Annotated in this window: 11 protein-coding genes; 7 read left to right on the forward strand and 4 right to left on the reverse strand. The window is 61.6% G+C overall.

Annotated features, from left to right (window positions below; translation table 11 throughout):
• Nucleotides 1-23 precede the first annotated feature (23 nt).
• Nucleotides 24-1,034 carry a DUF6352 family protein gene (locus FKL89_RS17090; RefSeq protein ID WP_156863941.1) on the forward strand — a complete coding sequence of 337 codons (1,011 nt, stop codon included), beginning with the start codon at nt 24-26 and terminating at the stop codon, nt 1,032-1,034.
• A gap of 137 nt (nt 1,035-1,171) precedes the next feature.
• Nucleotides 1,172-3,046 carry a potassium transporter Kup gene (locus tag FKL89_RS17095; RefSeq protein WP_156863942.1) on the forward strand — a complete coding sequence of 625 codons (1,875 nt, stop codon included), beginning with the start codon at nt 1,172-1,174 and terminating at the stop codon, nt 3,044-3,046.
• A 169-nt stretch (nt 3,047-3,215) separates the two neighbouring features.
• Here the strand turns inward: FKL89_RS17095 and FKL89_RS17100 are convergent, their stop codons facing one another.
• A complete protein-coding gene (locus FKL89_RS17100; RefSeq protein WP_156863943.1) occupies nt 3,216-4,106 on the reverse strand; it encodes a bile acid:sodium symporter family protein in 891 nt (296 codons plus the stop codon).
• A gap of 186 nt (nt 4,107-4,292) precedes the next feature.
• Here FKL89_RS17100 and FKL89_RS17105 point away from each other — a divergent pair, with 186 nt between their 5' ends.
• The 5 genes from FKL89_RS17105 (at nt 4,293) to FKL89_RS17125 (ending at nt 10,941) form a co-directional block, all read left to right on the forward strand.
• Nucleotides 4,293-6,281, forward strand: a complete 1,989-nt coding sequence (locus FKL89_RS17105) for a cation:proton antiporter domain-containing protein (protein ID WP_156863944.1) — start codon at nt 4,293-4,295, stop codon at nt 6,279-6,281.
• Between the two features lie 297 nt (nt 6,282-6,578).
• Nucleotides 6,579-7,610 carry an amino acid ABC transporter substrate-binding protein gene (locus FKL89_RS17110; protein WP_156863945.1) on the forward strand — a complete coding sequence of 344 codons (1,032 nt, stop codon included), beginning with the start codon at nt 6,579-6,581 and terminating at the stop codon, nt 7,608-7,610.
• Between the two features lie 262 nt (nt 7,611-7,872).
• Nucleotides 7,873-9,054 carry an amino acid ABC transporter permease gene (locus FKL89_RS17115; RefSeq protein ID WP_156863946.1) on the forward strand — a complete coding sequence of 394 codons (1,182 nt, stop codon included), beginning with the start codon at nt 7,873-7,875 and terminating at the stop codon, nt 9,052-9,054.
• 9 nt (nt 9,055-9,063) lie between these two features.
• Entirely contained in the window at nt 9,064-10,170 is a 1,107-nt protein-coding gene (locus FKL89_RS17120; RefSeq protein WP_156863947.1) for an amino acid ABC transporter permease, read from the forward strand.
• 15 nt (nt 10,171-10,185) lie between these two features.
• Nucleotides 10,186-10,941: an amino acid ABC transporter ATP-binding protein gene (locus FKL89_RS17125; RefSeq protein ID WP_156863948.1), complete on the forward strand. Its 756-nt coding sequence runs from the start codon at nt 10,186-10,188 to the stop codon at nt 10,939-10,941.
• Nucleotides 10,942-11,024: 83 nt separating this feature from the next.
• Here the strand turns inward: FKL89_RS17125 and FKL89_RS17130 are convergent, their stop codons facing one another.
• Genes FKL89_RS17130 through FKL89_RS17140 form a run of 3 tightly spaced genes read right to left on the reverse strand, consistent with a single transcriptional unit; the run spans nt 11,025 to nt 14,215 of the window.
• Nucleotides 11,025-12,467 carry a hypothetical protein gene (locus FKL89_RS17130; RefSeq protein WP_156863949.1) on the reverse strand — a complete coding sequence of 481 codons (1,443 nt, stop codon included), beginning with the start codon at nt 12,465-12,467 and terminating at the stop codon, nt 11,025-11,027.
• A gap of 39 nt (nt 12,468-12,506) precedes the next feature.
• A complete protein-coding gene (locus tag FKL89_RS17135; RefSeq protein WP_156863950.1) occupies nt 12,507-13,841 on the reverse strand; it encodes a hydroxyacid-oxoacid transhydrogenase in 1,335 nt (444 codons plus the stop codon).
• 47 nt (nt 13,842-13,888) lie between these two features.
• Complete coding sequence (locus FKL89_RS17140) at nt 13,889-14,215, reverse strand: antibiotic biosynthesis monooxygenase family protein (RefSeq protein ID WP_156863951.1); 327 nt, start codon at nt 14,213-14,215, stop codon at nt 13,889-13,891.
• Nucleotides 14,216-14,224 lie beyond the last annotated feature (9 nt).

A 14,224-nucleotide genomic window follows, 5' to 3' on the forward strand; every position in this document is an offset into this window, starting at 1 on the left:
TCTTATGGCGATGCGGTGGTTTCATGCCTGATTTCTGGGCTTCTACGGGTTATAAGCTCCTGCACAAGCAGGGCGACGCGCTCACCGTAAGCGATGACTTTCTGCGCAGCCTGTTCCTGCGGCCAGAAGTGGCGCCGGTCGCAGAATCCTGCGATGCCGAGCTGCGGCTGCACGATGCGCTGATGGCGACCCCTCGCCGCGCGGTCGCCGGCGGCGAATTGCTGTCTATCGCCGACCCCGACGCCCAGGCCAACTATCGTGTGCTGCTGCGCTTTCGCGACCGCTTGCTGGCGGCGCCAACGCTGGAGGCCGCCTACGTCAACCTGTTCCGCGGTGACGGGGTCGACGTGCCGCCCATCTTTGTCTTCCTGCTCACCCAGATCTTCCTTCAACACATCCTTGGTCAGGACGCCGATCCGCTACAGGCGCGTATGGCGGAGTGCCTGTTCCGCGTGCAGAAGATCTCGGTGCTCGACGATGGTGCCGTGATGGCGGCAGACGATGAAACTGTCGAGCGTCTCGCCGAGACCGGCGGCTTTGGCTCGCTCGGCGAACTGCTGCGCAAGCAGAACACCCCGACGCGATCCATCGATCTTGATGTGCTGTCGGCAGACAACGCCGAAATCTACTGGCAACGCGACGAGCGCTTCGATCTCGCGGTCAGCCTCAATCGCGGCCAGCCGGCGCTGGATGCGCTAATGCGCGTGCTGGAGCGCTGGGTGAAACACTTTCTCGGCGTCGGTGTCAGCATCCAGCACCGCCGCGAGATCGACGACAAGCAGTGGGTATGGCATGTCGGGCTCGACGCCGTCGCCAGCAGCGTACTCAACGATCTCTACAACCGCGAAACAGTGGAAGACGGTCGCATGGAGCAGCTGCTCTGCCTGTTCGAGCTGCGTTTTGACGATCCGGCCGACATGCGCCCGGCGATTGCCGGACGTCCGGTTTATCTGGCGATGGCAATCGACAGCGAGAATCATCTGAAACTGAAACCGCAGAACCTGCTGCTCAACCTGCCGCTCAACCGGGCCTGAATAAAACACTTTCCTGCGATGACATTGGCAATTTTGCTGCGCCGCACAAAAGCGAAAAATCAGGCATACAATTCGCGCTCTTTCCTCCGAGAAGAACAAGAACCATGAGTTCTCATGCGTCGCAAGACGCAAAGCACATGAGTGGCAAACACCTCGCCGCTCTGGCGCTCGGTGCGGTCGGCGTGGTCTACGGCGACATCGGCACCTCGCCCCTCTACACAATGAAAGAGGTGTTCTTCAACAAGGCGCACGCGATTGCCTATACCGAGGCCAACGTGCTCGGCTTGCTGTCGCTGATCTTCTGGGTGCTGACCATCGTGGTGGCGATCAAGTACGCCCTGGTCATCCTGCGCGCCGACAACCAGGGCGAAGGCGGCACCATGGTGCTGCTGGCGATGGCCCTGCGCACCGCCAGCAACGCCAAACGACGGCGCTGGCTCACGCTGCTTGGCATCTTTGGCGTGTCGCTGTTTTTTGGCGATTCGATTGTGACGCCGGCCGTGTCCGTGCTCGGCGCGATGGAAGGGCTGAAGGAAATCAACGAGGACTGGCTGGTCGCGGTGGTGCCGGTTACTGTGGTGATCCTGATTGGCCTCTTCTATGTGCAGCGCACCGGTACTGGCAAGGTCAGCGCCTGGTTTGGCCCGATGATGGTGCTCTGGTTTGTGGTGCTCGGCGGACTCGGCATCTTCCACATCGCATCCAACCCGCGCGTGTTTTTTGCGCTGAACCCGTGGTACGCGCTGGCCTTTCTGGCGCACAACCCCGGCCTCTTCATCGTAGTGCTGGGCTCGGCGGTGCTCGCCGTCACCGGCGCCGAGGCACTTTATGCCGACATGGGCCACTTTGGCCGCAAGCCGATCCGCGTGGCGTGGTTTGTCTTCGTGATGCCGATGCTGGTGCTCAATTACTTCGGGCAGGGCGCGCTGATCCTGAAGACCTGCGGTGAGCAGGCGAAATGCACCATGCACCCGTTTTATGACCAGGTGCCGCATTCATTCCTGATCCCGATGGTGATCCTCGCCGGGCTGGCGTCGATCATCGCCTCGCAGGCGGTCATCTCGGGCGCGTTTTCGATCGCGCGACAAGGCATTCAGCTCGGCTTCCTGCCACGCATGCAGGTGATCCACACCTCACACCGCTCCGAAGGGCAGATCTACCTGCCCGCAGTAAACTGGACGCTGTTCGTGCTGGTGCTGATCGTGGTGCTCGCCTTCCGCAGTACCGACAACCTCGCGGCTGCCTACGGCCTGGCAGTGACGGGGGCGATGTGCATCGACACCGTGCTCTTTGCGGTGGTCGCCTACGGTTTGTGGAAGTGGCACAAGTTGGCCGCTGCAATCGCTGTTGCCGTGTTTGCCATTGTCGACGTGTCGCTGCTGGCGTCCACCGTGATCAAAATCCCCGACGGTGGCTGGTTTCCGCTGCTGATCGCTGCCGTGGTGCTGGTGTTCATGACCACCTGGAAGCGCGGCCGCAACCTGATGGCCGAGCAGCGGCAGCAGACCGCGCTGCCGCTGGCGCCGATGATTGAGGCGCTGTCGCGTGACGCGTCGCGGGTGCAGGGCACAGCCGTGTTCATGACCTCGGCCCCCGACGAGATGCCGGCCGCGATGCTGCATAACCTGAAGCACAACAAGGTGCTGCATGAGCGCAACATCGTGCTGCATGTGCAGTTCGAGGACGTGCCACTGGTGACGCGGGCGAAGCGGCTGGAGGTGACCGACCTCGGTCACGGCTTCTACCGCATGATCGTGCGCTATGGCTTCATGAACGCGCCGGACATCCCGAAGGCACTGGCGCACGCCAAACAGCACGGCATCGATTTCGAGATGATGGATACCTCGTTCTTCGTCTCGCGCGAAGTGCTGGTGCCCAACCCCTGCACGCGGATTTCGATCTGGCGGCAGCGCCTGTTCAGCGTGATGTCACGCAACGCGCAATCGGCTACGGCGTACTTCCAGATCCCGACCAATCGGGTGCTGGAGCTGGGTGCGCAGGTGAAGTTTTAGAACTGCTGGCTATCAGCTTTTTAGTCAAAGCCCGGTTGGATAAGGGCTCATGGGTATAAACGCCGGCAAGTCGATTTCAGGCGTTTTACCGCCATGAGCCCAATTCGAATGGGGATCTCCATCGAAAGCCATTAACCGTGAATGCCCGGCTGCGGCGCTGCGTTTGCGGCTAGCCGCTCGCCGGAAGCGCCGCCGATCGGGCGTCAATTCGTCGCCAGTAGAGCGCGCAGGTCATGCCGCTGACAATGTGCCAGATTCCCCAGAGGCTGGCGATGATGACCATGCCAAGGTCGGAGTTGAACTGCACCGCGATGATGCCCAGCGCGAGGCCGGAGTTCTGCATGCCGCCCTCAATCATCACGGCCCGGCGGTCGCGCACGCTGACGCCCATCGCAACGCTGGTCAGCCAGCCGAACAGCAAACCGCTGGCGTTGTGCAGGATCACGATGGCCAGCATCGGCAACAGGCCCAGCGTGAGCAGTTGCCGCTCCTTCACCAGTCCAAGCACGATGAAAGCGAGCAGCGCTGCCAGCGAAAAGTTCGCCAGCGGCTTCTGAATCCGGCCCGTCAATGACGGAAAGCGGTGCGAGAACAGCAAGCCGAGCGCCATCGGGATCGCCAGCATCACCAGCAGGCTGACCCAGATGCCGGACGCGTCGAGATTCAGCTCGCGCAGCCAGCCCGCCGTCGCCGGGTTGGTAGCGATCATCCAGCCAAAGTTGAACGGCGTGGCAAACAGCGCAATCACCGAGGCCACCGCTGACACGCTGACCGAGAGCGCGGTGTTGCCGCGGCCGAAGTGCGTCACCACGTTGCTGAGGCTGCCACCAGGGCAGGCAGCAACGAGGATCATCGCGGCCTCCACGTTGGCGGGCAAATCGAGCGCCAGCGTCGCCAGCCAGGTGCCGATCGGCAGCAGGATGAACTGCGGGATCAGCCCGCAGAGCACGGCTTTCGGCGTCTGCAGCACGCGGCGGAAGTCGTCCACGCGGAGTTCGAGCGCCACCGAAAATACCATCAGTGCCAGCACCGTGCTGAGCACAATTTGTTGCGTCGTCATCAATCCCCCTGTTGCGGACCACCCCGGATCATCGGTGCCCGGCGCTCAACGATAACCGCGAACGGCCATCGCCTCAAAACTGCGGGCCGCCACGCCAATGTTGTCGAGCTGGCAGCGGCGGACCGGTCGAGCGTTTCGAAATTGCTTCGCGAGCTCAGACGTGCAAACCTCTGCTAGATTCGAGTCATGAATTCGCCGCTTGCCCTTGTCGTCGTCGTGCTTGCCGCCAGCGTGCTGTCGGTCGGCGTCTGTCGCCGGCTGGGGCTGCCGTCATTGCTGGGCTATCTGACCGTCGGCATGCTGCTGGGGCCGCAGGCGTTCAAGCTGATCCCCGATTCGGCGCAGGCGCGCGCGATTGCGGAATACGGCATCGTCTTCCTGATGTTCTCGATCGGGCTCGAATTTTCGTTGCCACAGTTCCGCTCGATGCGGCGGCTGGTGCTGGGGCTCGGCTCGGCACAGTACCTGCTCTCCCTGCTGCTGTTTGCGCTGATTGCGCTGGCGCTGGCGCAGAGCTTCGCCTCCGCCGTGGTGCTCGGCGCTGCGCTGGCGATGTCGTCAACGGCGATCGGCATCAAGCTGCTGGCCGAGCGCAACGAGCTATCCGCGCCAGTGGCGAAACCGGTGATCGGCGTGCTGCTGTTCCAGGACCTCGCCGTGGTGCCGCTCTTGATCGTGCTGCCCGCGCTCGGCGTGGGCGCGCAGACGAGCATGGCCGAAACCGGCTGGCTGATCACCAAAGTCGTGGTGCTGCTCGGCCTGCTGCTTGGCTTTGGGCAGCCGGTGCTCCGGGCGTGGTTCCGTATCGTGGCGCAGCGCAAGACCGGCGAGCTGTTCATGCTGAACGTGCTGCTGGTGACGCTGCTGCTGGCCTGGCTGTGCCACATCGCAGGGCTGCCGCACGCGCTGGGCGCCTTTGTCGCCGGCATGCTGATCGCCGAGACCGAATACAAGCTGCAGGTGGAAGATGACATCCGTCCATTCCGCGATGTGCTGCTGGGCATGTTCTTCATCTCGGTGGGCATGCAGCTCGACGGCGGCATGGTGCTGCAGCAGTTCGTCTGGGTTGCGCTGGCAGTGGTATTGCTGATCGCCGGCAAGGCAGCGGTGCTGCAACCGCTGGCGCGCTACTTTGGCCTGAAAACGGCGGACGCCAACATCGCCGCCGCGCTGATCGCGCCCGGTGGCGAGTTTGGCTTTGTGTTGCTGACGCTGGGGCTGACGACCGGCGCGCTGCCCTCTCAGGCGGCACAGGTGGCCATCGCAGCGATGCTGATTTCGATGCTGCTGGCGCCCTTCCTGCCGCGCATCGCCGAACGCATCAACAAGCGGATCACGGCCAACGACTTCCTCGCCCGCTCCGCCGACATCTTCAAGATCGCCTCGGAAAGCATGGGCCGGCAGGACCACGTCGTCATCTGCGGTTTTGGCCGCAGCGGGCAATATCTGGCGCGGCTGCTCGACACCGAGGGCGTCAGCTTCGTCGCGCTTGATCATGACCCGGAGCGCGTGCGCGAAGCCATCGGCAGTGTTGGCGATACCGCCGGCCGGACTCATGACGTGGTGTTCGGCGACGCCCGCCGGCGCGAGGCTCTGATCGCCGCCGGTGTCGAGCGGGCACGCGCGCTGGTGGTGTCGTTTGCCGATCTCGAAGCCGCGCTGAAAATCGTCGGCACCACGCGCGCGATACGCACCGATCTGCCAATCGTGGTGCGCACCACTGACGAGGAACCGATTGAGCGGCTGCTGGCCGCCGGTGCCACCGAGGTAGTGCCGGAAGTGCTCGAAGGCAGCCTGATGCTGGCCTCGCATTCGCTGCTGCTGCTCGGCACACCGCTATCAAAAGTGCTGCGCCGCATCCGCGCAGTCCGGGAAGAACGCTACAGCCTGTTTCAGGGCTTTTATCGCGGCGCCAGTGACGGCAACGAAAACGAGGATGACGCCCGTCTGCTTCACACCGTGCATCTTGGCAGCGGCGCCAACGCCGTGGGCCGCACCTGGGGCGAGGTCGCCGCCGCCTTCCGTGGCGGCGATGTCGAGGTCACCCAGATTCGTCGCGGCGGTACCCGGCTGCCGCGCCCGGCGGATGAGTTCGTGTTCGAAAGCGGCGATGCCATCGTATTGCTCGGCACCCAGCGGGGTGTGTCGTCACTTGAGCTGCATCTGATCGGCTAGGGCCGATCCGGCCGTATCGGTAATTTCCGATACTGCAGGCCGTTCCGGCGCAATCTTCTTGCGCCGCAAATTAGGGATTTCCCGCAGTCCCGCGCTCGTACACCCGCGTTTTTTGAAATCCGTATCATGGCATGCCGTTTGCGTATGCAGCTGATAGCAATCTCTGGTGTAATGCCCGCCGAACAGGCGCAGCGGTGTCACAGGCTGGACACGATGGTGTCACAGGAAGGACGCCGTGATGTATTGCATGGCTGCGCTCGTGTTTCATTTCGCTCAAATTGAAGGAGAACCCAAACAATGATGATTTCCAAGACCAAGGTGGCGCTTGGTGCGCTGCTCGCGATCGGTGCACTGGCGTCAGTTCCGGCCCATGCTGGTGCAACGCTCGACAAGATCAAGAAAAATGGCCAGGTGGTTTGCGGCGTCAACACCGGTCTCGCCGGGTTCTCGCAGGCGGATGCATCCGGCAACTGGACGGGCCTTGACGTTGACGTGTGCAAGGCAATCGCCGCGGCCGTGCTGGGCGATGCCAACAAGGTGAAATGGGTTCCGCTCAACGCGCAGCAACGCTTCACCGCGCTGCAATCCGGCGAAGTGGACATCCTGTCGCGTAACACGACCTTCTCGCTGACGCGTGATGCTTCGCTCGGTCTGCATGTCACTGGCGTCACCTACTATGACGGCCAGGGCTTCATGGTCACCACCAAGTCGAAGATCAAGGACGCCAAGCAGCTCAAGGGGCAGACCGTCTGCGTGCAGTCCGGCACCACGACCGAGAAGAACCTGACTGACTTCTCCAAAGCCAACGGCCTCGGCATCAAGCCTGTCGTGTTCGAAAAAGTGGAAGCCGCCACCGGCGCCTACTTCTCGGGTCGCTGCGTGGCTTACACCACCGACGCATCCGGTCTCGCCTCGGTACGCAACAAGGAAGCGAAGAACCCTGACGAGCACGTGATCCTGCCGCAACTGATCTCGAAAGAACCGCTCGGCCCGATGGTCCGCCGTGGTGATGACGAGTGGTTCGCGATCACCAAGTGGGTCATCCACGGCCTGCTCGAGGCGGAAGAGTACGGCATCACGCAAGCCAACGTCGATCAGCAGAAGTCGAGCCAGGACCCGGTGGTGCAACGCATCCTCGGTACCACGGAAGATACGGGCAAGCTGCTCGGTCTCGACAAGGAATGGATGGCCCGTGCGCTGAAGGCGACCGGTAACTACGGTGAGATCTTCGAGCGCAACGTCGGTCCGAAGTCGGCGCTCAAGCTGCCGCGTGGTGCGAACAACCTCTGGAACAAGGGCGGGCTGATGTACGCCTACCCTGTTCGCTAAGACTTGCTGCGCGGGCGCATTGCGTCGTTGCTTGCCGGCTCGCGTACACCAGTACGCGTCGCCGACAAGCGCCTGGCACTGCATCCCCCTCGCTGCGTCTGAACCTTGGTTCGATTCGGCAGTTAATGTCGAACCAATCCTCTCCCCGTCCGGGAGAGGGTTAGCGAGAAGGCGTTGGTGGCGTTGCCATCAGCTCATTCCCTCTAACAGGATCAGCAAGAAATCCTGATTGCCGGATAACAAAACCATAGCGGGGAAATGCATGGCAGTTGCACCACGAACTCCACCCAAAAAGCGTGACTGGTCCTGGCGCAGCCAAGCCTTCCGCGGACTTCTCTACCAGATCATCGCGGTCATCCTGATCGGCGGTGTCGCCTGGTTCCTGGCCCACAACACCGCCGAGAACATGCGGATCCGTGGCATTCAGGGCGGTTTCGACTTCCTGAAATCGCCGGCCGGTTTCGACATCGGCGAATCACTCTTCCATTTCGACTCCAACGACCCTTACTGGAAGGCATTCCTGATTGGTGTCAGCAACACGTTGCGCGTTGCCATCGTTGGCATTGTGCTGACCACCCTCCTTGGCACCATGATCGGTGTCGGGCGCTTTTCGCGCAACGGACTCGTGCGTGGGCTTTGCCAGGCGTACGTTGAACTGTTCCGCAACGTGCCGGTGCTGATTCAGTTGCTCATGTGGTACCTGCTGTTCACCGAGCTGCTGCCCGAAATCTCGGAAGCAAAGAACATCGGTCCCTTCTTCCTGAGCAAGGGTGGCATGTCTTTCCCGATCCCGGAGTGGTCGGCCTCGCACTTGTCCACGATGGCTGGCGCTGCAATCGGGCTGGTGGCAGCCTGGCTGTTTCGTCGTCGCACGGTGAAACGATTTGAAGAAACCGGCCAGCTGGGCAGCATGTTTCTGGTGCCACTCATCATCGTAATCGCGGGTGCACTGGCCGGTTGGGTTGCAGGCGGCATGCCGACCACGTGGGTAGTGCCGAAGAAGGGTGAATTCGCAGTCGAAGGCGGCGGCTCGCTGACACCGGAATTCATGGCGGTGCTGATGGGGCTGGTCCTTTATACCGCCGCCTTCGTGGCCGAGGTTGTACGGTCGGGCATCCAGTCGGTTGCCCGTGGGCAAAGCGAAGCCGCGCAAGCGCTGGGCCTCAGCAAAGGCCAGGAAATGCAGAAGGTGCTGCTGCCGCAGGCGCTGCGCGTGATCATCCCGCCGATGACCAACCAGTATCTGAATCTCACCAAGAATTCGTCGCTGGCGGTGGCGATCGGTTACCCGGACGTGGTGTCGATCTCCAATACGGCGCTCAATCAGACCGGCCGCGCGGTGGAATGCATCGCAATCATCATGCTGGTCTATCTCACCACGTCGTTGTCCACCTCGTTCTTCATGAATTGGTACAACGCAAAGTCAGCCATCAAGGAGCGGTAGGAAAACATCATGGCTGAAACCATCATCTTTCAATCGCTGCCGCCCCGCCCCGCCCCGGTCAAGACCGAAGGTCTGGTGCCGTGGATTCGCACCAACCTCTTCGGTAGCTGGCAGAGTACGCTGACCACCCTGATCGTTGGCGGACTGTTGCTTTACTTTCTGCCCAAGTTCCTCAACTGGGCGGTGTTCACGGCGACGACGGTTGCCAACGCCGACGCCTGTCGCGCCGATGGCGTCGGTGCCTGCTGGGGTGTGATCAAGGAGAAGTACCGCCTGATCCTGTTCGGCCGATACCCGTTCGACGAGCAATGGCGGCCGCTGATAGCCACGCTGCTGATGGTGGCGCTGGTGGTCGCAAGCTGTACACGCGTGTTCTGGAACAAGTGGCTCGCGGTGTTGTGGATCGTCGTGATCGCCATTTACTTTGTCCTGATGTCTGGCGGCTATTTCGGCCTCACCACAGTCACCACTGACCGCTGGGGTGGCCTGCCATTGACCATCATGCTCACGACGATCTCGCTCGTGCTTGCGTTCCCGCTCGCTCTGCTGGTGGCCTTGGGCCGCCGCTCGCAACTGCCGGCGATCCGCACCTTTTGCACCATTTATGTGGAGTTGGTGCGTGGCGTGCCGTTGATCTCGGTGCTGTTCATGGCGTCGTTCATGTTCCCTCTGTTCATGCCGCAAGGGCTCACCATTGACGTGCTGATCCGTGCGCTGGCCGGCATCACGTTGTTTGCCGCAGCTTACATGGCCGAAGTCATTCGCGGTGGCCTGCAGGCGATGCCAAAGGGCCAAACCGAAGCCGCAGCGTCGCTGGGCCTGTCGTACTGGCAGACGCAGTTCAAGATCATCCTGCCGCAGGCGCTCGCGATGGTGGTGCCCGGCATCATGAACAACTTCATTTCGCTGTTCAAGGACACCTCGCTCGTCTCCATCGTGTCGATGTATGAGTTGACCGGGTCGCTGGGCCTTGCGCTCAATTCCGACGCCGACTGGCGGCCTTACAAACTTGAGGGCTATCTGTTCATCGTGGCGATCTATTTCGCCTTCTGCTTCGCCATGAGCCGCTACAGCCTGTGGATCGAGAAGCAGGTCAATAAATCCAAACTGCGCTAACCGGGGACGACCAACATGACAACCCAGGCACAAGACAACATCATCGTCTTCGACAAGGTCAACAAGTGGTATGGCAACAACTTCCACGTGTTGCGTGACATCAACCTGCAGGTGAAGCGCGGTGAGCGCATCGTGATCTGTGGGCCGTCCGGCTCCGGCAAGTCAACGATGATCCGCTGCATCAACCGGCTTGAGGAGCATCAGGAAGGTCACCTGATCGTCGATGGCACCGAGCTGACCGACGACGTCAAGGCCATTGACCGCATCCGCAAGGACGTGGGCATGGTGTTCCAGCAGTTCAACCTCTTCCCCCACCTCACGGTGCTGGAGAACCTCACGCTGTCACCGATGTACGTCGGCAAGGTGCCGAAGAAGGAAGCGGAAGAAAAGGCGATGGCGCAACTCAAGCGTGTGCGCATCGCCGAGCAGGCTGGCAAATACCCGCTGCAACTTTCCGGCGGTCAGCAACAGCGGGTGGCGATCGCGCGCGCGCTGTGCCTGACACCGAAGATCATGCTGTTCGATGAGCCCACCTCGGCGCTCGACCCGGAAATGATCAAGGAAGTGCTCGACGTCATGGTGGAAATGGCCAATCAGGGCATCACCATGCTCTGCGTCACCCACGAAATGGGTTTCGCCAAGGCCGTCGCCGATCGCGTGATCTTCATGGACCAGGGTCAGATCGTCGAGCAGAACAATCCGCACGACTTTTTCAATAATCCGCAGACGGATCGGTCAAAGGACTTCCTGTCGAAGATTCTCGGGCACTAGACGAAACTCCGTACAGTCCTCAAAGACGGCCGCAATTGCGGCCGTCTTTCATTGTTTCTGCGATTACGAAGGCTGTTATCGCGCTATCGCGTTACTGTGCGATACCGCCCCAGCGCCGTGGCAGGAGGAACACGTCCTTGGTTGACGAATCGATCAATGTCACCAGCAGCATCAGCAACACCTCCTGCGCCCATGACTTGTTCGATGACTTTGACATCAAGGGAAACGCGCTCGCCGCCGTCTGTGATTAGCCCACGTAACACGTCCCGGAGGCTCCGTGTGCCGTCCGACTTCTGCTGTATCTCGATGTCCCATAGCGCTGCAAGCAAAAGGCCGCGGTCGTATACCTGCCTGAAAGCGGACAAGTCCTTGTGAAACCGCTCGTCAAGCGCGGCGTAAGGCTCGGGGAACGCGATCTCACTCAGTCGCTGCCGCGCTTGAAGCAGAGCTTCCGACAGGGAGCCTTTACCCCTGATGCCGCTTTCTTGCAGCAACCAGTGTGTGACGTACTCCGTGAAGCCTTCGGTAAACCAAAAGAACTCCTTCTCGCGGCGACCACCCGGACTTAGCATGCGCTGCGGCAGCCAGGCGTGATTTAGCTCATGCATCCAGAGGTCGATCAGTTCGCTTCCCGCGCGGCTCGCTGTGGCAAACGTGAGAAAGACGTTGCCGAACGCCGAGCCTTTCATCGAACTTCTGCTGTCTGTGATTTCGCCAAAGTAGATAAGCTGGGTATCACTGGTGGAGCCCCAGTAGCCGTCAATCGCCTGCTTCACGACTGCGATGCTCCGCGCCATTGCGTCGAAATCGCGGCATGCTGGTTCGTTACCGCTGACGAGCAGAGTCACGCCGGCAGCGCCAGCGCCGGTACCGATGTGGTCGGTCATATGAGCCACATAGTCACCTGCGAACATGACACTGGCACCAATTGCTGCAGCACTCCAATGAAACTCAATTCGCTCGCCAGGCGGGCCAAGATTGGTTCGCACGAACATGGGCTCACCACGCGCGTCAAGAAAGCGCAACGACGCCGTACGACCTGTAAGCTGGGGTAGCAGTGGAATAACCAACGCCGTGTAGCCGAGCAATCTTGCGCGTTTCGGTTCGATCACGGGCAAATATGTCGTCGATAGCTTCAACCCTGAAAGCTGGTCTGCGCCGGAAAGCAGCAAGTAGTTCACCGTCACGCGTTCGTTCACTTCGGTGTCAAGCCGCACTAGGCCGCTGTCGGCGGGTTTCAATTCAATAGGTTGCTTCCCGCTTGCTCGAAGTTCTCGCACTGCGGACACGGCCCCCGTGCTACCTGCATAGTCCGACGGGAGGCGAAGTGCGGTGGTGGTCAGCCGATCATTCGCAAATGTCAACTCAATGCGCAAACAGGGTTTCGAATCGCATGTTGCTTGCCGCAGCGTGTACTCAATGTCTGCAGAATTCGCAAAAACGGCGAAGCAAGCTGCGGCGGTAGCGATCAGATAACGTCGCGCTCGCACAACTTGTGTTGTGAACCATCGTTGAGTCATGCGCATGGAGGAGCGGTTGAGATGACTGTGCGAGCCGCTGTGGCCCTACCAATACCGCATCGCCCCCTTGAACAGTTCCGCCAGCGAGGCTTTGGTCACGTCGCGCGGGGCGTTTTTGATGACGCGCTGTTGCGGGTAGGCACGGTCGGCGAGTGTGTCGGCGTCGGCTTCGGTGTAGCCCACGGCGTTGAGCCCGTTCGGGAAGTGCACGGCGCGCATCATCTCGATCAGCTTCTTCGCGACCACCTCGCCTGCGTCGGCTGTCGTGGCGCCACGCGTGTCTGCCCCGAGGAACTGCGCGCCTTCCAGGTGACGCTCCGGTGCCGCCTCGCCGGTGAAGCGGTAGACGCTGGGCGCATTGAGCACCACGCTCATGCCGTGCGGCACCATCGGCGCGTCCTGCGGGTAACCGGCAGGCGGTTTGTAGTCACGTACAAGCCCACTTACCGCGTAGCTCATGCCGTGTGGCAGATGGCAGCCTGCGTTGCTGAAGGTCATGCCGGCCACCAGCGCGGCATACATGACGGCGCCGCGCGCCTGCTCGTCGCTCGGGTCGTTAACCGCACGCACCAGGTTCTGCCCGATCAGGCGCAGTGCTTCGCGCGCACCCATGTCGCTCCACAGGTTGGCACCCTGGTTCATCGGGCGTCTGGCGCCGTCGAAGCCTTCGTAGTTCTTGGCCTTCGCGGAGTGCGGTCGCGCGGTGTAGCTCTCCAGCGCGTGTGACAGCGCGTCAAAGCCGTTGGCGGCGATGATCGCGGGCGACAGCGTGTGCGTAACCTCCGGGTCCACCAGCGCGCGCGACGGCAGCAGGTGACGCGAGAGGATGCCTGTCTTGCATTGCTGTTCGAGCAAGTCGAAGATGGCGATGCCGGTGACTTCACTTCCCGTGCCGCAGGTCGTCGGGCAGGCGATGTGCGGCTTGAGCGGCCCCGGCACCGCCTTGCCCTGCCCGATGGGCGCGTTCACGTAGGCGAGGAAGTCATCCGGATAGGTCGCATAGAGATTCGCGGCCTTGGTGGTGTCCATCACCGAGCCGCCGCCCACCGAGACGAAGCCGTCGAAGTTGCCCTCCTGCGCGAACTTTGCCGCCGCACGGAACGAGCGATCCGTCGGCTCGACCTCGCATTCCCAGTAAATCGCCACCTCGCAGCCCGCCGCCTCCAGCGAACGCTTCACCGTCGCCACGTACGGCAGGGCGTTGACCTGCTTGTCGGTGTAGAGCGCCACGCGCCGCATGCCCAGCGCCCGCGCATGCGAGCCCGCCTCGCGCAGGCAACCAGGGCCAAACGTGAAGTGATTGACCTCAACCGTGAATGAGGCATCGCCCTCGTGACCGGTCAGCCCCTCAAGCCCGTAATAACGGCAGCAGGTGTACATGATCTCTCCTTGTGGCGCGACTTTGCTCGCGACCTGTCACGTAATTGTCACCGCTTTCCGTACGCCCGCTCCACCTTCGCCACACGCAGCTCAAAATGCTCGTACCAGCGCTCGTGCCCATACAGCTGTGCCAGCTGGTGTTCGGCGTTCTTCTTCCAGTTCGCGATGGACGCTTCGTCCTGCCAGTAGGAGACGGTGATGCCGAAGCCGTCAGCGTCGCGGGTGGATTCAACGCCGAGATAGCCGGGCTGCTGTGAGGCCAGCTCGACCATGCGGTCGGCCATGTCGCCGTAGCCATCCTCACCCGGCGTGCGCTTTGATGAGAAGATGACGGCGTAGTAAGGCGGGGCGGGGAGTTTGGCGAAGGGTGTCATTGCTGCAGT

The organism is Casimicrobium huifangae (genome assembly GCF_009746125.1).
In the GTDB taxonomy this organism is placed as follows: Bacteria; Pseudomonadota; Gammaproteobacteria; order Burkholderiales; family Casimicrobiaceae; genus Casimicrobium; species Casimicrobium huifangae.